The 19077-nt window shown below is 67.6% G+C and carries 20 protein-coding genes; 10 read left to right on the forward strand and 10 right to left on the reverse strand.

What is annotated here, in order from left to right; translation table 11 throughout:
• Window positions 1-59 precede the first annotated feature (59 nt).
• Window positions 60-767 carry a Crp/Fnr family transcriptional regulator gene (locus ABD05_RS02755; protein WP_047898851.1) on the forward strand — a complete coding sequence of 236 codons (708 nt, stop codon included), beginning with the start codon at window positions 60-62 and terminating at the stop codon, window positions 765-767.
• A gap of 169 nt (window positions 768-936) precedes the next feature.
• Here ABD05_RS02755 and sodB read toward each other — a convergent pair whose 3' ends face one another.
• Together sodB and xseA are read right to left on the reverse strand one after the other, a co-directional pair.
• A complete protein-coding gene (sodB, locus tag ABD05_RS02760) occupies window positions 937-1515 on the reverse strand; it encodes a superoxide dismutase [Fe] (protein WP_011352986.1) in 579 nt (192 codons plus the stop codon).
• 226 nt (window positions 1516-1741) lie between these two features.
• Complete coding sequence (xseA, locus tag ABD05_RS02765; protein WP_047898852.1) at window positions 1742-3124, reverse strand: exodeoxyribonuclease VII large subunit; 1383 nt, start codon at window positions 3122-3124, stop codon at window positions 1742-1744.
• A gap of 450 nt (window positions 3125-3574) precedes the next feature.
• Between xseA and lpxK the strand changes: the two genes are divergently transcribed.
• The 5 genes from lpxK to ABD05_RS02790 all read left to right on the forward strand — a co-directional run bounded on the left by lpxK (window position 3575) and on the right by ABD05_RS02790 (window position 7572).
• Window positions 3575-4603: a tetraacyldisaccharide 4'-kinase gene (gene lpxK / locus ABD05_RS02770; RefSeq protein WP_047898853.1), complete on the forward strand. Its 1029-nt coding sequence runs from the start codon at window positions 3575-3577 to the stop codon at window positions 4601-4603.
• Window positions 4584-4778, forward strand: coding sequence for a Trm112 family protein (locus ABD05_RS02775; protein WP_010090898.1), 195 nt, complete (start codon window positions 4584-4586; stop codon window positions 4776-4778). Before lpxK ends, ABD05_RS02775 begins: the two co-directional genes overlap by 20 nt.
• Window positions 4779-4903: 125 nt before the next feature.
• Complete coding sequence (kdsB, locus tag ABD05_RS02780; RefSeq protein ID WP_047898854.1) at window positions 4904-5695, forward strand: 3-deoxy-manno-octulosonate cytidylyltransferase; 792 nt, start codon at window positions 4904-4906, stop codon at window positions 5693-5695.
• 208 nt (window positions 5696-5903) lie between these two features.
• A complete protein-coding gene (gene adk / locus ABD05_RS02785) occupies window positions 5904-6566 on the forward strand; it encodes an adenylate kinase (RefSeq protein WP_047898855.1) in 663 nt (220 codons plus the stop codon).
• Between the two features lie 247 nt (window positions 6567-6813).
• The gene (locus ABD05_RS02790) at window positions 6814-7572 is read left to right on the forward strand and encodes an SDR family NAD(P)-dependent oxidoreductase (protein ID WP_047898856.1); all 759 of its coding nucleotides are present in this window, start codon (window positions 6814-6816) and stop codon (window positions 7570-7572) included.
• A gap of 65 nt (window positions 7573-7637) precedes the next feature.
• Here the strand turns inward: ABD05_RS02790 and ABD05_RS02795 are convergent, their stop codons facing one another.
• Together ABD05_RS02795 and murJ are read right to left on the reverse strand one after the other, a co-directional pair.
• Complete coding sequence (locus ABD05_RS02795; protein WP_047901046.1) at window positions 7638-8480, reverse strand: SirB1 family protein; 843 nt, start codon at window positions 8478-8480, stop codon at window positions 7638-7640.
• Between the two features lie 8 nt (window positions 8481-8488).
• Window positions 8489-10039 (reverse strand): murein biosynthesis integral membrane protein MurJ, encoded by a 1551-nt coding sequence (gene murJ, locus ABD05_RS02800; RefSeq protein WP_047898857.1) that lies wholly within the window; start codon window positions 10037-10039, stop codon window positions 8489-8491.
• A gap of 304 nt (window positions 10040-10343) precedes the next feature.
• Here murJ and rpsT point away from each other — a divergent pair, with 304 nt between their 5' ends.
• Window positions 10344-10616, forward strand: a complete 273-nt coding sequence (gene rpsT / locus ABD05_RS02805; RefSeq protein ID WP_047898858.1) for a 30S ribosomal protein S20 — start codon at window positions 10344-10346, stop codon at window positions 10614-10616.
• Between the two features lie 148 nt (window positions 10617-10764).
• Here the strand turns inward: rpsT and ABD05_RS02810 are convergent, their stop codons facing one another.
• Window positions 10765-11085, reverse strand: a complete 321-nt coding sequence (locus tag ABD05_RS02810; RefSeq protein ID WP_047898859.1) for a DUF3579 domain-containing protein — start codon at window positions 11083-11085, stop codon at window positions 10765-10767.
• 412 nt (window positions 11086-11497) lie between these two features.
• Between ABD05_RS02810 and argF the strand changes: the two genes are divergently transcribed.
• Complete coding sequence (gene argF / locus ABD05_RS02815; protein WP_047898860.1) at window positions 11498-12427, forward strand: ornithine carbamoyltransferase; 930 nt, start codon at window positions 11498-11500, stop codon at window positions 12425-12427.
• A gap of 98 nt (window positions 12428-12525) precedes the next feature.
• Here the strand turns inward: argF and ABD05_RS02820 are convergent, their stop codons facing one another.
• From ABD05_RS02820 to murB, 3 genes are all read right to left on the reverse strand, one after another.
• Window positions 12526-13608: an SRPBCC domain-containing protein gene (locus ABD05_RS02820; protein WP_047898861.1), complete on the reverse strand. Its 1083-nt coding sequence runs from the start codon at window positions 13606-13608 to the stop codon at window positions 12526-12528.
• Entirely contained in the window at window positions 13605-13979 is a 375-nt protein-coding gene (locus tag ABD05_RS02825) for an ArsR/SmtB family transcription factor (protein ID WP_047901047.1), read from the reverse strand. Before ABD05_RS02825 ends, ABD05_RS02820 begins: the two co-directional genes overlap by 4 nt.
• 247 nt (window positions 13980-14226) lie before the next feature.
• Window positions 14227-15276, reverse strand: a complete 1050-nt coding sequence (gene murB, locus ABD05_RS02830; protein WP_047898862.1) for a UDP-N-acetylmuramate dehydrogenase — start codon at window positions 15274-15276, stop codon at window positions 14227-14229.
• 137 nt (window positions 15277-15413) lie between these two features.
• Between murB and ABD05_RS02835 the strand changes: the two genes are divergently transcribed.
• Window positions 15414-15899 carry a YajQ family cyclic di-GMP-binding protein gene (locus ABD05_RS02835; protein WP_047898863.1) on the forward strand — a complete coding sequence of 162 codons (486 nt, stop codon included), beginning with the start codon at window positions 15414-15416 and terminating at the stop codon, window positions 15897-15899.
• Between the two features lie 77 nt (window positions 15900-15976).
• On the opposite strand, the gene plsY is transcribed toward ABD05_RS02835, so the two are convergent.
• Window positions 15977-16615: a glycerol-3-phosphate 1-O-acyltransferase PlsY gene (gene plsY / locus ABD05_RS02840; RefSeq protein WP_047898864.1), complete on the reverse strand. Its 639-nt coding sequence runs from the start codon at window positions 16613-16615 to the stop codon at window positions 15977-15979.
• Between the two features lie 108 nt (window positions 16616-16723).
• Window positions 16724-17215 (reverse strand): Cys-tRNA(Pro) deacylase, encoded by a 492-nt coding sequence (gene ybaK / locus ABD05_RS02845; RefSeq protein ID WP_047898865.1) that lies wholly within the window; start codon window positions 17213-17215, stop codon window positions 16724-16726.
• 240 nt (window positions 17216-17455) lie between these two features.
• On the opposite strand from ybaK, the gene ABD05_RS02850 reads away from it, so the two are divergent.
• Window positions 17456-19018, forward strand: coding sequence for a class I adenylate-forming enzyme family protein (locus ABD05_RS02850; RefSeq protein ID WP_047901048.1), 1563 nt, complete (start codon window positions 17456-17458; stop codon window positions 19016-19018).
• Window positions 19019-19077: the final 59 nt, after the last annotated feature.

Consider the following 19077-nt stretch of genomic DNA (forward strand, 5'->3'; position numbering starts at 1 on the left):
AGCGCTATGATGCGCGTCACGCCCGAGAACCTCTGTCAGCTACCCGACATCGCGTGCCCATGCCTTCGTCGCTCGCCCCCTACCTGCCGCAGATCGAAGCGAACCCGTGGTTCGCCGCGCTGCCGCCCGCGTTGCGCGCGGACCTGCTCGGCCGTGCAGCGCTGCGCCGCCTGCCGGCCGGCCACGCGCTGTTCCGGCGCGGCGACCCGCCGTGCGGGCTGTACGCGGTACTGGCCGGTTCACTCACGATAGGTGCGGTCGACCCGCAGGGCAAGGAAGCACTGCTGACGGTCGCCGAGCCCGTCACGTGGTTCGGCGAAATCGCGCTGTTCGACGGCCAGCCGCGCACGCACGACGCGATCGCGCTCGACGACGCGCTGCTGCTGCACGTGCCGCAAACCGCGCTGCTCGCGATTCTCGACGCGACGCCGCAATACTGGCGGCAGTTCGCGCTGCTGATGGCGCAAAAGCTGCGCCTGAGCTTCCTGACCGTCGAATCGATGAGCGTGATGCCGGCCGCGCAGCGGCTCGCCGCGCGCCTGCTGATGATCGCCGAAGGCTACGGCGGCATCAGCGCCGGGCGCACGCGCGTGCGGCTGTCGCAGGAAACGCTCGCGTCGATGCTGTCGCTGACGCGGCAGACCACCAACCAGTTGCTGAAGGCGCTGCAGGCCGACGGCATCGTGCGGCTGCATGTCGGCGAGATCGAACTCGTCGACATCGACGCGTTGCGCCACGCGAGCGGGCTGGGCAACGGTACGCACTGAACACCGCGCAACGGCCGCCACGCGACGCCCCGCCGTCGCCGCGTTGCGCTATCGCGGCGGATCGTCCGTTTGCCCCGCGCGCCGTCTTGCCGGACAAAAACAAAAAAGCCCTCGTTTCGAGGGCTTTTTCGTGGGTGCCGCGCGCTGTAGAAGCGCGCAGGCGCCGGACTTACGCGAAGTTCTTCGCTGCGAAGTCCCAGTTCACGATGTTCCAGAACGCTTCGACGAACTTCGGACGTGCGTTGCGGTAGTCGATGTAGTACGCGTGTTCCCACACGTCGATCGTCAGCAGTGCCTTGTCGGCGGTCGTCAGCGGCGTCGCTGCGTTGCTCGTCGACACGATGTCGAGCGAACCGTCAGCCTTCTTCACCAGCCATGCCCAGCCCGAACCGAACGTGCCGACTGCAGCCTTCGTGAACGCTTCCTTGAAGGCGTCGTACGAACCCCACTTCGCGTTGATCGCATCGCCCAGCGCGCCCGTCGGTGCGCCGCCGCCGTTCGGCGACAGGCTGTTCCAGAAGAACGTGTGGTTCCAGATTTGCGCGGCGTTGTTGAAGATGCCGCCCGACGACTTCTTCACGATCTCTTCCAGCGACAGGTTTTCGAATTCCGTGCCCGGGATCAGATTGTTCAGGTTCGTCACATAAGCCTGATGGTGCTTGCCGTAGTGGTACTGGATCGTCTCGAGCGAGATGGTCGGCGCGAGTGCGTCTTCAGCGTACGGGAGCGGCGGGAGCGTATGAGCCATGGCGATTCCTTCGTTGAGTATGTAGGGGGGCTTGTGTTGAATGCTGCCGAGCGTCCGATTGTAGGCGAGGACGAATAACCCCGCAAACTCACGGGCCATTTATCCGCGGTATGCGGAAAAGCGATGTTGGCGCATCGTCCGGCAGGACGAGCCGGCAGAGCGCCGCATCCGTTCCCGTGCGCGGGACGCCCGTTTCGACCCGTCGCTTCGCGTGCGCCGGTTAACGTCAGATCGTATCGGTGAGGCGCGGCTGCACGTCGGCGAGCGTGACGTCGGCCGAGCCTTCGGCGAGATGCACGGTCAGACGCCGCTGCGGCTTCAGCGCGTTCGGCGCGCGCACCGCGCGACCCGTCTGCGCATCGATGAGCGCCGCATAGCCGCGCTCGAGCGTGCGCTGCGGGCTCAGCACCTCGAGCCGCGCCGCACAGGCTGACACACGTGCCGTGTCGCGTTCGTGACGGCGCTGCAATGCAACCGCGAGACGCTGCGACAGCCCCGCGAGCGCCTGGCGCGCCTGTGACGGATCGGGTCGCGCGCGCTGCCAGCGCAACTGCGCGAGCGCGAACCGCGCGCGCGCGTCGCGCACCGGCCGCGACGCCGCCGACGCGAGCCGCACCGCGAGCTGCTCGACGTGCGTGCGCTGCCGCTGCAGCCGCTCGGCCGGGCTCACGAGCCGGCGCGCGAGCCAGTCGAGCTGCTGCGCGCGCTGTTCGAGCCTGCGTTCCATGCCGCGCGCGAGCGCACGCTGGCGGTCGCCGACCTCGCGCAGCAGCAGCGCGCGCTGCGGGCTCGCGAGCTCGGCCGCGCCGGTCGGCGTCGGCGCGCGCACGTCGGCCGCGAAGTCAGCGATCGTGAAATCGGTTTCGTGCCCGACGCCGCTGACGACCGGCAGCTCGCTCGCCGCGATCGCGCGCGCCAGCGCTTCGTCGTTGAACGACCACAGATCCTCGATCGAGCCGCCGCCGCGGCAGACCAGCAGCACGTCGACCTCGCGCCGCGCATTCGCGGCCTCGACGGCCGCGACGAGCTTTTCGGCGGAACCGGCACCCTGCACGGGCGCCGGATAGACGATCACCGGAATGTGCGGCGCGCGGCGCGCAAGCGTGGTCAGCACATCGCGCAGCGCGGCGGCCTGCAGCGACGTGACGATGCCGATCGCGCGCGGGTGGGCCGGCAGCGGCCGCTTGCGCTCGGGCGCGAAGAGGCCCTCGCCCTCGAGCTGCGCCTTCAACCGCAGGAACGCCTCGTACAGGCGCCCCTGCCCGGTGCGCCGCACGGCCTCGACGTTGAGCTGCACTTCGCCGCGCGGCTCGTACATCGTGACGACCGCGCGCACCTCGATCCGGTCGCCTTCGCGCGGCGTGAATTCCGCGTATTGGGCACGGCCGCGGAACATCACGCAGCGCATCTGCGCCTGCTGGTCCTTGATCGAGAAATACCAGTGGCCGCTCGCGGCGCGCGTGAAATTCGACACTTCGCCCGAAATCCACAGCAGCGGAAACGAGCGCTCGAGCATCGTCGAAATCGCGCGATTGAGCGCCGAAACGGGAATCACTTCGTCGCCGCTGCGGGTCGCGCCGGGTGCTGCAAAAGGGGAGTCGGAAGACATGGACGGTCGGATGAATGCTGGCGGCGACACGATAGTCCGACACGCGCACGGCGTCCAGCACCGGTCGCATGCGTCGCGACGCGCGGAAGGTGTCCACACTTTGGCAATCGTGCACGTAAAACGCTTTGAAACCGCGAAAAAAACCAGACGATTCGCGATAACACTTTGATTTTTATAGATTTTTAAACCTTTCGAAATGATTCTCATCCGATTCGAGGCCCACCCGGCGGGCGTTTGAGGCCATCGACCGGGGAGTTCTTCACAGAGTTATCCACAGCCCGTCGCGATCCGGCCCCGCGGGATGCGTCGGCCGGTCGCGCTTGCCGCGTCCGCATGCGGCGCGCTAGAGTGCCGCCTTCCGCAGACCCCGCGGCATGCGCCGCCCAACGGAGAATCCGCCTTGACGAATCCGTCCCACGCCGCGGCGCACGACGCGCCGCGCCCGGCCCGATGAGCGCGCCCGGCGGCCCGCTCGGCCGGCTCGAAGCGCGCCTGACACGCGAATGGCAGCGGCGCGGCGCACTCGCGTGGGCGCTCACGCCGTTCGCCTGCGTGTTCGGCCTGTGCGCAGCGCTGCGGCGTACCGCCTACGCACAGGGCTGGAAGAAGTCGGTCGACGTCGGCGTGCCCGTCGTCGTAGTCGGCAACGTGACCGTCGGCGGCACCGGCAAGACGCCGACCGTGATCGCGCTCGTCGACGCGTTGCGCGCGGCCGGCTTCACGCCCGGCATCGTGTCGCGTGGCTACGGCGCGAACGTGAAAGCGCCGACCGCGGTCACCCCCGCATCGCGCGCAAGCGTGGGCGGCGACGAGCCGCTGCTGATCGCGCGCCGCACCGGCGCGCCCGTCTGGGTGTGCCCCGACCGCGTCGCGGCCGCGCAGGCGCTGCGCGCCGCGCATCCGGACGTCGACGTGATCGTCAGCGACGACGGCCTGCAGCACTACCGCCTCGCGCGCACCGTCGAGCTCGTCGTGTTCGACCACCGGCTCGGCGGCAACGGCTTCCTGCTGCCGGCCGGCCCGCTGCGCGAGCCGCTGTCGCGGCACCGCGACGCCACGCTCGTCAACGACCCATACAGCGGCGCGCTGCCGCCGTGGCCCGACACCTACGCGCTCGCGCTCACGCCGGGCGCCGCGTGGCACCTCGACCAGCCCGCGCTGCGCCGCCCGCTGTCGCAGTTCGCGCACGAGCGCGTGCTCGCCGCGGCCGGCATCGGTGCGCCGGAGCGCTTCTTTGCGACACTGCGCGCGGCCGGTCTCGCGCCGGCGACGCGCGCGCTGCCCGACCACTACGCGTTTGCCGACAATCCGTTCGTCGACGACGCCGTCGATGCGATCCTGATCACCGAGAAGGATGCAGTAAAATTGGGCGCTTCCTGGCGCGACGCTCGACTCTGGGTCGTCCCTGTCGAAGCCGCGCTCGACCCTCGCCTCATTGCCCTCGTTGTGGAGAAACTCCGTGGACGCTCGCCTGCTTGAAATCCTTGTGTGCCCTATCTGCAAAGGCCCGCTCCACTATGACCGTGCCGCGCAGGAGCTGATCTGCAACGCGGACAAGCTCGCCTACCCGATCCGCGACGGCATCCCCGTGATGCTCGTCGACGAAGCGCGCCAGACCGTCGAAGGCACGCCGGTCGACCCGGCCGGCCGCTAAGCCGCCAGGCCGCTCGAGCGGCGCAACGATTCGAAGGCGACCCGGCCCCGGCCGGGTCGCCGAACGCCGCCGGGCGACCGGCTCCGGACGCGCCACCCGCCCCGTCCTTCTCACCGTTTCCCCCGATGACTCACCCGCAACCCTTCATCGCCGTCATTCCCGCCCGGCTCGCGTCGACGCGCCTCCCGAACAAGCCGCTCGCCGATCTCGGCGGCAAGCCGATGGTCGTGCGCGTCGCCGAACGCGCGCGCGAAGCGGGCGCGCAGCAGGTGCTCGTCGCCTCCGACGCGCAGAGCGTGCTCGATGCGGCGCGCGATCACGGCTTCGAAGCGGTGCTGACGCGTGCCGATCATCCGTCCGGCACCGACCGGCTCGCGGAAGTCGCGGCGACGTTCGGGTGGAGCGACGACACCGTCGTCGTCAACGTGCAGGGCGACGAACCGCTGATCGACCCGGTGCTCGTGCGCGACGTAGCGTCGCACCTGGCCGCGCATCCGGCCTGCGCGATCGCGACCGCAGCCCACCCGATCCACGACGCGGCCGACGTGTTCAACCCGAACGTCGTGAAGGTCGCGCTCGACGCGCAGAGCGTCGCGCTGTACTTCTCGCGCGCGCCGATTCCGTGGAGCCGCGACGCGTACCAGCCGCACTGGCCCGACGTCGCGACGATGCCGGCCCCTGCATTTCCGGTGTACCGGCACATCGGCCTCTATGCGTATCGCGCGCGTTTCCTGCGCACCTATCCGTCGCTCGCGCAAGCGCCGATCGAACAGGCCGAGCAGCTCGAACAGCTGCGCGCGCTCTGGCACGGCGAGCGCATCGCAGTGCTAATCACCGAGACCGCGCCCGAAGCCGGAATCGACACGCCGGCCGATCTGGCGCGCGTGCAGGCCCTTTTTCAGCCGGGTTCAAAATAACCCGTGGCATAATCAGGCGATTGTGCGAGCCGTCCGCGACCAGCGCGTCCTCGCTTGACCCCGCCCGCGGCCTTGCCGGCAGCCGCGCGTCGCCGAAGCCGACGCGCCGCATCAGACCGGTCCGCCACGCGCCAGGCAAGCCCCGCGCACGCAGTCGCCGGCGCCTTTGCGTCTCGCCACACGAATCTACATACTTGGAGATATCACCATGCGTTTGATCCTGTTGGGCGCGCCCGGCGCGGGAAAGGGCACCCAGGCAAACTTCATCAAGGAAAAGTTCGGCATCCCGCAAATCTCGACGGGCGACATGCTGCGCGCGGCCGTGAAGGCCGGCACACCGCTCGGCATCGAAGCGAAGCGCTTCATGGATGAAGGCAAGCTCGTGACGGACGACCTGATCATCGGTCTCGTCAAGGAGCGCCTGAAGGAATCCGATTGTGCGAACGGCTACCTGTTCGACGGCTTCCCGCGCACGATCGCGCAGGCCGATGCGATGAAGGACGCCGGCGTCGCGATCGACTATGTGCTCGAAATCGATGTGCCGTTCTCGGAAATCATCGAGCGCATGAGCGGCCGCCGCACGCACCCGGCATCGGGCCGCACGTACCACGTCAAGTTCAACCCGCCGAAGGTCGAAGGCCAGGACGACGTGACGGGCGAACCGCTGATCCAGCGCGACGACGACAAGGAAGAAACCGTCAAGAAGCGTCTCGAAGTGTACGAAGCGCAGACCAAGCCGCTGATCAAGTACTACGGCGACTGGGCGCAGCGCGGCGAGGAAAACGGCCTGAAGGCGCCGCAGTATCGCAAGATCTCGGGCCTCGGCACCGTCGAGGAAATCCGCGAACGCGCGTTCGACGCACTGAAGTAAAAGCACTGCGTTGCGCACCGCGAGCCGCCCTGTCCGGGCGGCTTTTTTTTCGCCCGGCCGAGATTCGCACGATCGTTCTTGTCTCGCCGCTGCGCGATGGCGCCTCGTACAATCGGTTGGATGCATGCGCCCCGCCAACCGGCGCACGGCTTTTCAGCCGATCGCTTCGCATCGGACAGCACAACCGCTTTGCATGGGACCTCCCTGAGCGCTAAAGCGCCAAGGGTGGTCGACAAAGGAGACAGTCATGGAGATTCGCGGCAACGTCTTTCTGATCACGGGCGGCGCATCGGGCCTCGGCGCCGGAACGGCGCGGATGCTCGCGCAGGCAGGCGGCAAGGTCGTGCTCGCCGACCTGAACGAGGCGGCGGGCGCCGCGCTCGCGACCGAACTGGGCGGCGTATTCGTACGATGCGACGTGTCGAGCGAAGCCGACGCGCAGGCGGCCGTCGACGCGGCAACGCGCGCAGGCACGCTGCGCGGCCTCGTGAACTGCGCGGGCATCGCGCCCGCCGCGAAGACCGTCGGCAAGGACGGCGCGCATCCGCTCGACGTGTTCGCGAAGACGATCAACGTGAACCTCGTCGGCACGTTCAACATGATCCGGCTCGCGGCGGCCGCGATGGCCGCAACCGCGCCGACGGCCGACGGCGAGCGCGGCGTGATCGTCAGCACCGCGTCGGTCGCCGCATTCGACGGACAGATCGGCCAGGCTGCGTACGCGGCCTCGAAGGCCGGCGTCGCGGGCATGACGCTGCCGATCGCGCGCGACCTGTCGCGCAGCGGCATCCGCGTGATGACGATCGCGCCCGGCCTGTTCGAGACGCCGATGCTGCTCGGCATGCCGCAGGACGTGCAGGACGCGCTCGGCGCGATGGTGCCGTTCCCGCCGCGGCTCGGCAAACCGGCCGAATACGCGATGCTGGTGCGCCAGATCGTCGAGAATCCGATGCTCAACGGCGAAGTGATCCGCCTCGACGGCGCGATCCGGATGCAGCCGAAGTAAGCGCGCAAAAAAACGCCCGTGATGCGGGCGTATTTCATTCCGGGTTCCGGCAGTCGCGCGGTGGCTCAGTCCTCGCCGTCGCGCTGCATCCGCTGCCGCAATTCGGTCACCTGCGACTCGACGACGGTCGCGTCATCCGCCTCCGGCCGCTCGCCGAGATACTGCTCGAGATCCTCGAGCGCGGGGCGCAGGTAATCGAGCCGCGCATACGCGAAACCGCGGTCGCGCACCTCGTCGAGGTGCTCGGGCAACAGGATCACGAGCCGCTGCTGCACCGCGAGCAGCCGCTGCCAGCGTTCCGTCTGCAGATAGATCGTCTTCAGGTTGCGCAGCATCCGCGCGATGATCTCGCGACTCGTCGCGGGCTGCAGCAGCGCGCGCAATGCGCTGTCGACCGCGCCGGCCGCACGCGCGACGTACGGCTCGAGCATCTCGACCATCTCGGCTTCGGACAGCGAATGGCCATTGGTCGGATCGATGATCAGGTCGCCGTCCGGCAGCGTGACGCGCAGCAGGAAATGGCCGGGAAACGATACGCCGCGCGCCGGCACGCCGACCTGCTCGGCGAGTTCCAGGTACAGCACCGACAGCGAGATCGGGATCCCGCGCCGCCGTTTCAGCACGGCGTTCAGGTGGCTGTTATCGGGGTCGTAGTAATCGTTGTGATTGCACGCGAAGCCGAGCTCGCGGAAGAAGAAGTCGTTCAGCGCGGCGACGCGGCCTTTCAGGTCCGCATCGTCGGCGAGCCGCCGGCGCAGCCGCGCCGCCAGCATGTCGAGTTCGGCCAGCGTGCCCTGCAGGTCGAGGTCGGGATACGCGTCCTGCGCCAGCGACAGCGCGGTCTCCGTGACGGGCAGGCTGTCGTCGTCCGCCACGAGCGTGCTGAAGTAGTCGAGGACGCGGGTCATTGCGGTCGTCACTTGGCGCGCCTTCTGAAGTAAGCGTATTTGAAGCCCATCACCCACAACATACCGAAATATAGTGCAGCGAACAGCACGAGGCACGCGGCCATCAGCGCAATGCGATCGAGCGGCTGCGCGCGCATCCCGGTCCAGTCGAAACTGATCGAGAACCAGTGCATCACGCCCGCGAGCACCAGCGTCGCGCCGACGAGCTGCATGAAGAAGCGCAGCCAGCCCGGCGACGGCTGGTAGATGCCGCGCTTGCGCAGCCCGAGGAACAGCAGCAGCGAGTTCAGGCACGCACCGACGCCGATGCTCAGCGTAAGGCCCGCATGGCTGATCAGCGGCACGAACACGTAGTTCGAGATCTGCGTGACGATCAATACGACGATCGCGATCTTCACGGGCGTCTTGATGTCCTGCTTCGCATAGAAGCCCGGCGCGAGGATCTTGATCAGGATGATGCCGACGAGGCCGATCCCGTAGGTCGCGAGCGCGCGCGCAACCATCGTGACGGTATGCGCATCGAACTTGCCGTAGTTGAAGAGCGTCGCGGTGAGCGGCGTCGCGAAGAAGAACAGCGCGAGCGCGCTCGGCGCCGCGAGCAGGAACGTGACGCGCAGCCCCCAGTCGAGCAGCGCCGAATATTCAGTCGAATCGGCGTCGACGTGCGCCTTCGACAGGCTCGGCAGCAGGATCGTGCCGAGCGCGACGCCGAGCAGCGCCGTCGGGAATTCCATCAGGCGGTCGGCGTAGTTGATCCACGACACGGCGCCCTGCCCGAGCCGCGACGCGATGTTGGTGTTGATGATCAGCGAAAGCTGCGCGACCGACACCGCGAACGTCGCGGGCACCATCTTCGCGAGCACGCGCTTCACGCCGGGATGGCGCAGCGCGCGCAACGGATTGAGGCCGATCAGCGGCACCATGTCGATCTTCCTCAGGCCCGGCAGTTGCACGAGGAACTGCAGCACGCCGCCCACGATGACGGCCCACGCGAGCGCGAACACCGGCACCTTCAGGTGCGGTGCGACGAACACGGCCGCGGCGATGAACGCGACGTTGAGCAGCACCGGCGCGAACGCGGGCAGCGAGAAGCTCTTGTACGTGTTCAGCACGCCGGACGCGAGCGTCGTCAGCGAAATGAACACAATGTACGGGAACATGATCTGCGTCATCGTGACCGCGAGCGGGAACGCCTGGCCGTCGGTGTGCAGGCCGGACGCGACCGCGAACACGACCCACGACGCGCCGGCGATCCCGACAACCGACAGCACCGCAAGCGCCCACGCAAGCACGGTCGACATCGCGTCGACGAGCGCCTTCGTGGCATCGTGCCCCTGCTGGTTCTTGAACTCGGCGAGGATCGGCACGAACGCCTGCGAGAACGCGCCTTCCGCAGAAAGGCGGCGCAACAGGTTCGGGATGCGGAAGGCGACGTAGAACGCGTCGGTGTATTGACTGGCGCCGAACGCACGGGCGATCAGCGTCTCGCGGGCCAGTCCGGTCACGCGCGACAGCAGCGTGAAGCCGCTGACCGTCAGCAGGGCTCGGAATAGATTCATGGGGCGCTTATTATACGGAGGTTGCGTGGCCCGGCCACCGGCCGATGCCGAAAAGCGCGCACGCCGCCGGCGCCCCGCCCGGCGGGTATCACGTTGAACTTGCCACTCGCTTGATTTTGTTGCTATAATCGCCCGTTTCTGGGCTCGTACATGCACGGCAACTGCCGTTTTCATGTCCCGGCCTCGGTTAAACTCACCGTTTTTTTATGCGCCCCTGGGCAATCGTTCTCAGGGGACGGATCGAAAAGCAGCGCTTGGCCGTCAGGCTCCAAGCTCTGGAAACAGGACAGGATAAGGAACCGTCATGGCTAACTCCGCACAAGCACGCAAGCGCGCCCGCCAGGCCGCGAAGGCAAACTCGCACAACTCGGCGCTGCGCTCGAAATTCCGTACCGCGATCAAGTCGGTTCGCAAGGCTGTTGAAGCCGGCGACCACGCAAAGGCTGCCGATCTGTTCAAGGCTGCCGTGAAGACGATCGACACGATCGCCGACAAGAAGATCGTTCACAAGAACAAGGCCGCTCGCAGCAAGAGCCGCCTGGCCGCAGCCGTCAAGGGTCTGCAGGCAGCAGCGTAAATCCGGTACGCCCGCTCGCGCGGGCGTTCCTGTTTCCTGCGATCGCAAAAAAGCCCGCCTAGGCGGGCTTTTTTGCTGCCTGTCGCCGGGCATCGCACCGGCTGGCGGCAGCCAGGGCGGGCGCACCAGGCGCCCTCGCCCGTCGGCATCACTTCTTCGCGCCGTAGTCCGGCAACTCGCACGCCTCGGTGACGACGAGGTGGTTGTCCTTCGCGAAATTCAGCACGAAATCGAACGCCATCGGCTCGATGTCGCGCAGCCGCGAATCGAGGATCACGCATTTCAGGTCGCCGAGCATCGTCGGGCGCACGTACAGCGAATACTTGAGACGCGCATTCGGCCCGCTCGCCCCCGGCCCGAAGCAGGCCATCACACCGGCCAGACGTTCCGACCAGTCGCTCGGACGAAACTTTTTCCCGTCTTTCGTGATGCCCTGAATGAAGAATTCGGTCGGAGGGGATTCAGCCATGTGGTTACCCAAGTGACGGCCCGGCGATGCCCAGGCGACGGCGCCTGGATACGCGAACACAAAGCTGGAATGGACGGCGGCACAAGCATTCGGATATCCCGAAAACAGGACGTCGACGTGCGCCGCCGGTGTGCTGCACCGGATTTGTGCAGCGCACGGCTTGTGTCCGGCAGAGCGCGAAAAGGCTTGCCTGCCGGGCTGGAGAAAACTTTTCGATTATACCGCAGCGCGCCATCGCGCGTCGTCCCGACGCCCCCTTCCCGTGCCGCCGGCCGCGCGCGGCGATCGTGCCCCGCTTCTCTCCGTGGCTCGTCAAAGCACAGAAAATCCTTTATGCTGCTTTGAGTTATCCACACCCGACGGCGGCGCCGTCCGGCCTCGCTGCCGGGTGAAACCCGCCGTATTTCGCTTCATGACCGCCAAAACCATTCGTCACTACCTGCAGTTCAAGGATTTCTCGCTGGAAGACTACGAGTACGTGCTCGAACGCACGGGTATCCTGAAGCGCAAGTTCAAGAACTACGAGACCTATCACCCGCTGCACGACCGCACGCTCGCGATGATCTTCGAGAAGAGCTCGACGCGCACGCGCCTGTCGTTCGAGGCCGGGATCTTCCAGCTCGGCGGCCACGCCGTCTTCATGAGCACGCGCGACACGCAGCTCGGCCGCGGCGAGCCCGTCGAGGATTCCGCGCAGGTCATCTCGCGGATGGTCGACATCATCATGATCCGCACGTTCGAGCAGGAGGTCATCAAGCGCTTCGCGGAGAACTCCCGCGTGCCGGTGATCAACGGCCTGACCAACGAATACCACCCGTGCCAGGTGCTCGCCGACATCTTCACGTACTACGAGCACCGCGGCCCGATCGCCGGCAAGACCGTCGCGTGGGTCGGCGATGCGAACAACATGCTCTACACGTGGATCGAAGCCGCGCAGATCCTCGGCTTCAAGCTGCGCCTGTCGACCCCGCCGGGCTATGCGCTCGACATGAAGCTCGTGTCGCCCGACAGCGCGCCGTTCTACGAGGTGTTCGACGATCCGAACGAAGCGTGCAAGGGCGCCGATCTCGTGACGACCGACGTCTGGACGAGCATGGGTTTCGAAGCCGAGAACGAAGCGCGGATGAAGGCGTTCGCCGACTGGTGCGTCGACGAGGAAATGATGGGCCACGCGAACCCGGACGCGCTGTTCATGCACTGCCTGCCCGCGCACCGCGGCGAGGAAGTGACGGCCGGCGTGATCGACGGCCCGCAGAGCGTCGTGTGGGACGAGGCGGAAAACCGCCTGCACGTGCAGAAGGCGCTGATGGAGTTCCTGCTGCTCGGCCGGCTGAAGCACTGACGCGCGCTGCTTCGTCGCAAGCGACAAGCGCCGGCACAGCCGGCGCTTTTTATTTTCCCGCCACCCGCGCGGCATGCACGCTCATGCCGATGCCCGCTTCAACCCGGTGCCGGCTGCGTCGCGGCAAAGCTTGGCCGCTCGCGCATCACCGCCTGCGCACGCGTGACGTTCGGGTATTTCCGCAGCAACTCCGCCCCTTCGGGGAACATGCCCACGTAAGCCAGGATCGGCGCCAGGAACAGATCCGCCATCGACAACTCGCTGCCGACCAGGTAATCGCGACCGCCGTACGCCGCGTCGAACACCTGCAGGTGCTTGTCGATGTCGGGCAGCGCCGCGTCGATCACCGCGCGATCGGACTGGCCGTTCTCGCCTTTAGGGAACACGTACTGCAGCACATAGCGGCGCACCATCGCATCGTACGCGTGGCAATTGATCAGGCTGATCCATTGCTCGCCGCGCGCATGCGCGGTCACGCCCCACTGGGCCAGCAGGCTCGGGCCGTCGAACGCTTCGTCGATATAACCGAGGATCGCACGCGTTTCATAGAACTCGATCGGCCCGTCGCAGAATGCCGGGATGCGTCCGAACGGGTTGTGCGCGAGCACTTCCGGCGAATGCGGCGGCAGCGGCTGCAACGTGTACGCGACGCCCTTTTCAACGAGCGCCATGCGCACGGTCCGGCAATAGCTGCTGCGCGGATCGCCGATCACGACGACAGTACCCGCGCTGCCCTCCGGGTCCAGCAGATCGTTGAGCCGGTTGAACACCGATTGCCACCCGCCCATGTGCGAATCGCGCTCCTGCTCGCCCGGAAAGCCGCTGTGACGCATGTGCAGATGCGTGCCGCCGTCCTTGTCGGTGAACGTGACCTCGATCAGCGTCTTCAGGTCGGCCGGCATCGAACCGGCCTCCCACACCCATGTGTACGCCAGAAAGTCGACGCGATCGACTTTCCGGTATTCGCCGCCCGCGATGTGACGCGAACCGTCGCGCCCGCCCATCACGATGCGGTACTTGCCGCCGACCCGCGCGTCGGCGCTTGCTTCGATCACGCTCATCCCGCGCGGACAATGCCAGGTCGCCAGCGCAGTTTCGTTCGTGAACGCGTCGAAAACACGTTCGCGCGGCGCGCGGATGAACCGGTTCAACTCGAGATGAAATGTCGCTGCCTGACTCATGACTTCTCCCGCCGAGGTGGGGCGTCGTCGCCGGCCGTGCCGCCCGCGCACGTTTGCTCGACGAACGCCGTCAGTCGATCGAGGCTCTCTTCCCAATATTGCCGATAGGCTTCGAGCCATCCGTGCGCATCGCGCATCCCGTCCGCGCGCAACCGGCAGATTCGCCAGCGCGCATTGACTTCCCTCTCGATCAGCCCCGCCTCCGACAGCACGCGAAGGTGCTTCGAAATCGCCGGCGCCGACATGTCGAACGGCCGGGCCAGCTCGCCGACGGGCGCCGCGCCCTCGGCCAGCCGCACCAGGATCGCGCGCCGGGTAGGGTCGGCCAGCGCGGAGAACACCGCAGACAGGGAATCGGATGTGGAACGCATGACTCTCATTTAACTTCATGGTTAAATGAGAGTCAAGGGGATGACGGGTGCGGCGGCCGGGGTGACGCGACGGCGTGGATGGACGGGCGGCAGAACGGCGCGACGCGCGCATCGTCGCCGAGCGGTGCGGCGCGATGTGGGACACGACGGCGCGCGAGCGGCGCGCCTCGAGAAAAAAAGGGACGGCTTGCCGTGTGGAATCGGCGAAAGCCGCCGCGGTTCCGTCACGCGGGCGTCGTCGCCCGGCTCACAGGCAAACCGGCTCCGGTTCCAGTTCGACGCCAAATTTCGCGAACACGTCGTGCTGGATCGCCCGCGCCAGCGCGAGCACCTCGACACCCGTCGCGCCGCCGCGATTGACGAGCACGAGCGCCTGGCGGTCGTGCACGGCCGCGGCGCCGAGCGCACGCCCCTTCCAGCCGCAGCGGTCGATCAGCCAGCCGGCCGCGAGCTTCACCTGCCCGTCCGGCTGCGGATACGACACGACATCGGGCGCGCGGGCGCGCAGCGCATCGAACTGCGCGGCATCGATCACCGGATTCTTGAAGAAGCTGCCCGCGTTGCCGAGCGCGAGCGGATCTGGCAGCTTCGCGCGGCGGATCGCGACGACCGCGTCAAACACGTCGCGCGCGGTCGCCGCGGCCTGCGCGACGCCGCACGCATCGAGTTCGCGCGCGACGTCTGCATAGCCGAGCCGCGGCGTCCAGCGCTTCGGCAGCCGGAACGTCACCGACACGATCGCGAACCGGCCGCGCCCTTCCCGCTTGAAGAAGCTGTCGCGATAGCCGAACGCGCAGCGCGCGGCGTCGAAGCGCTCGCTGCGCCCCGTCGCGAGCTCGACCGCGACCAGCGAGTCGAAATACACCTTCATCTCGAGGCCGTACGCGCCGATGTTCTGGATCGGCGCGGCGCCGACGGTGCCCGGGATCAGCGCAAGGTTCTCGAGGCCCGGCATCCCGTGTTCGAGCGTCCACGCGACGAAGGTGTGCCAGTTCTCGCCGCCGCCGGCCTCGACGTACCACGCGTCGTCGTCCTCGCGCACGACGCGGCGGCCCGCGATCTCGTCGAGCAGCACGACGCCGTCGAAATCGCGCGTGAACACGACATTGCTGCCGCCGCCGAGCACGAGCTGCGGCAGGTTCGCGACGCGCGGGTCGCGATGCAGCGCCTCGAATTGCGCCGCGTGCGTGATGCGCGCGGCGACGCGTGCGTTCGCGACGATGCCGAACGTGTTGTGCGCGGCGAGCGGATGGTCGGGAAGCAGCGACAGGGCGGAATCGTCAGGAGGCATCGGCATTCGCGGTCACGTCGGCCCGGGGCGGCGAACGGCCGGCCTTGGGCAAACGGAGGGGCATCGGTAAAATGGCAAACAGTCCGCAATTATAGCGAGTGCCCGCGCGCGAGCCGGGTGCCCGCATCTCAAGGGAGAAAACCATGCCATCGTTCGACGTCGTTTCCGAAGCGAACATGATCGAAGTGAAGAACGCCATCGAGCAGTCGAACAAGGAAATTTCGACGCGCTTCGACTTCAAGGGCTCCGACGCGCGCGTCGAGCAGAAGGAACGCGAGCTGACGCTGTTCGCCGACGACGATTTCAAGCTCGGCCAGGTCAAGGACGTGCTGATCAGCAAGCTGGCCAAGCGCAACGTCGACGTGCGCTTCCTCGACTACGGCAAGGTCGAGAAGATCGGCGGCGACAAGGTCAAGCAGATCGTCACCGTGAAGAAAGGCGTGACGGGCGATCTCGCGAAGAAGATCGTGCGGCTCGTGAAGGACAGCAAGATCAAGGTGCAGGCGAGCATCCAGGGCGACGCGGTGCGCGTCGCGGGCACGAAACGCGACGACCTGCAGGGCGTGATCGCGATGCTGCGCAAGGACGTGACCGATACGCCGCTCGACTTCAACAACTTCCGCGACTGATCGCCGGCCGATCCGTCCGGTCATCCCGCCGGGCCCCGCACACGCGGCGCGCCCGGCGCGCGGCAAACGCCGCTTCGTCAGGCTTTCCCGCCGTCCTGCGCGCCGCCGTCCGCGGCCGCCTTCTTCTTGTCGCCGATCCGGCTCTCCTGCCCCGCGAGCAGCTTCGAAATGTTGCCGCGGTGACGCCAAACAAGCAGCACGCTCATCGCGAGCACGGCCCATGCGACCGGGTTGTGGCCCGTGCCGAACAGGAACACGTCGAACACCGGCGCAAACACGGCCGCCGCCAGCGCGGCGAGCGACGAATAGCGGGAGAAAAATGCGACGATCAGCCAGGTCAGCGCGGTCGCGAGCCCGAGCACCGGGTGCACGGCGAGCAGCACGCCGGCCGCGGTCGCGACGCCCTTGCCGCCCTGGAAGCGGAAGAACACCGGATACAGGTGGCCGAGGAACACGGCGATCGCGACCCATGCGACCGCGACGTCGGGCAGGCCGAAGCGCCGCGCAAGCCACACGGCAATCCAGCCCTTGAACGCGTCGCCGACGAGCGTCAGGATCGCGGCTTTCTTGTTGCCGCTGCGCAGCACGTTGGTCGCGCCGGGATTCTTCGACCCGTATGAACGCGGGTCGGCCAGGCCCATCGTGGCGCTGACGACGACGGCGAACGACACCGAACCGATCAGGTAGGCAACGAGGGCGGCGAGCAGGATCTGCATGCGGAGGACTCTTCTTTCAACGTATCGGTAAAGGGACGGCTGTGCGCGGCAAGCCGAAACGGCGCCCATTCTACCGAACGAGCGCGGGCTGCCACGAAGGTGAAACCCTCAGTCGACGCTCGCGCACTGTACGGGCTGCGCGCCGAGCAGCGACGTGAGCACCGCCGGCGCGAGGCTGACGAGGTAGCCGCGACGGCCGCCGTTCAGGTAGATCGTCGGCAATTCGAGGATCGTCGCCTCGACGTAGACGGGCATCGTCTTGCGCGTGCCGAACGGCGACGTGCCGCCGACGAGATAGCCCGAGTGACGGTTCGCGACGTCGGGCTTGCACGGCTCGACGCGCTTCGCGCCGATCTGCCGCGCGAGGTTCTTCGTCGACACGGTGCGGTCGCCGTGCATCAGCACGATCAGCGGCTTCGCATGTTCGTCCTCCATCACGAGCGTCTTCACGACGCTGTGCTCGTCGACGCCGAGCTGGCGCGCCGATTCGCCGGTGCCGCCGTGCTCGACGTATTCGTACGGATGCTCGCCGAACGCGACGCCGTGGCGGCGCAACAGCTGGGTCGCGGGGGTTTCGGACACGTGTCTGGATTTGCTCATGGCGGCATTCTAATGGCGAACGACCAGCGCTCGCGCGATCGCGTGCCCGCGCCGGCGGTATACTCGCGGCCCGTTTTCCGCCTGGCGGCCCGCGTCATCGCCGCAACGATCCCGCTCATCATCATTGCGGACATCGCGAAGCGCTATTGCCCGATTGGCCGATTGTGGCGTGCGCGCCGTCATGGCACGATCGTTCGCAAACATCGTCACGCCGCCGCCCGCCCCTTTTCTGGAGACGCCATGCCCTCGACCATCCGTTCATCCGAGCCGCTCGACGTCAAAGCACTGCTGGCCGCGCTGCCCGGCCGCATCGCCGACGTGCCCGCGCGCTGGGCCGAGCACGCGCCCGCGCATCCGGCGCTGATCGAAGACGCGCGCCGCCTGTCGTACGGCGAGTTGTCGCAGGCCGTCGATGCGGCGGCTGAGCGGCTCGCGAACCTCGGCGTGCAAGGCGGCGACCGCGTGATGATCGTCGCGGAAAACTGCGTCGCGCAGATCGTGCTGCTGTTCGCGGTCGCCCGCCTCGACGCGTGGGCGCTCGTGTCGAACGCGCGGCTGTCGGCCGGCGAACTCGATGCGATCGCCGCGCACGCGGGTCCGAAGCTGATCGCGTTCGCGACCGACCCATCGCCCGACGCACGCGCCCACGCGGCGCGGCTCAGCGCTACACCGGCCGGCGCGCTGCCGGTCGACATCGGCGCGTGGTCGTATCGCGTCGATGCGAGCGCGCTTGCCGAACCGGTGGCCGCCGACGGTGCCGCGCAATGCGCGGCGCTGATCTACACGACCGGCACGACCGGCGCGCCGAAGGGCGTGATGCTGTCGCACCGCAACCTGCTGTTCATCGCGGCGACGTCGAGCACGCTGCGCCGCGTGTCGCCGGACGACGTCGTCTACACGGTGCTGCCGGTGTCGCACGTGTACGGGCTTGCGTCGGTCTGCCTCGGCAGCCTGTATGCGGGCGCGACGCTGCGTCTCGCGCCGCGCTTTGCGCCGGAGGCCGTGCGCGTCGCGCTCGCCGACGAAGGCGTCACGATCTTCCAGGGCGTGCCCGCGATGCACGCGAAGCTGCTCGAACACCTGCACACGCACGGCCACGCATGGCACACGCCGCGCCTGCGCTTCGCGTATTCGGGCGGCTCGCCGCTCGACGCGAACCTGAAGGCGCGCGTCGAGCGCACGTACGGCGTGCCGCTGCACAACGGCTACGGGATGACCGAAAGCAGCCCGACGATCACGCAGACGCCGCTCGACGCGCCGCGCGCCGACAGTTCGGTCGGCGTGCCGATTCCGGGCGTCGACATGCGGATCGTCGCGCCGGACGGCACCGACGTGCCGCAAGGCGAAGTCGGCGAGATCCGCGTGCGCGGGCCGAACGTGATGCTCGGCTACTACCGCAACGCGGATGCGACGCGCGCGGCCGTGTCGCCGGATGGCTGGCTGAGCACCGGCGATCTCGCGCGGCAGGAAGCGGACGGCGCGGTGACAATCGCGGGCCGCAGCAAGGAACTGATCATCCGGTCCGGTTTCAACGTGTATCCGGTCGAAGTCGAGCAGGTGCTGAACGCACATCCGGACGTCGTGCAAGCGGCCGTCATCGGCCGCGCGGTCGAAGGCAACGAGGAAGTGCTCGCGTTCGTCGAGCTGGTGCCGGGTGCCGCGGCGGACGAAGCGGCGTTGCACGCATGGTGCGCGGAACGGTTGGCGCCCTACAAACGCCCTGCTCATATCCGCGTACTCGACGCGTTGCCGGCGGCGTCGACCGGCAAGGTGCTGAAGCACAAGCTACGCGAACTGGTCTGACGCCGGCTGGCCGGCGCGCCCGGCGGAGCCCGCGCCGTGCCGGATTTGCGCGCCCCCCG

This window comes from Burkholderia pyrrocinia, from assembly GCF_001028665.1.
GTDB classification, from domain to species: Bacteria; Pseudomonadota; Gammaproteobacteria; order Burkholderiales; family Burkholderiaceae; genus Burkholderia; species Burkholderia pyrrocinia.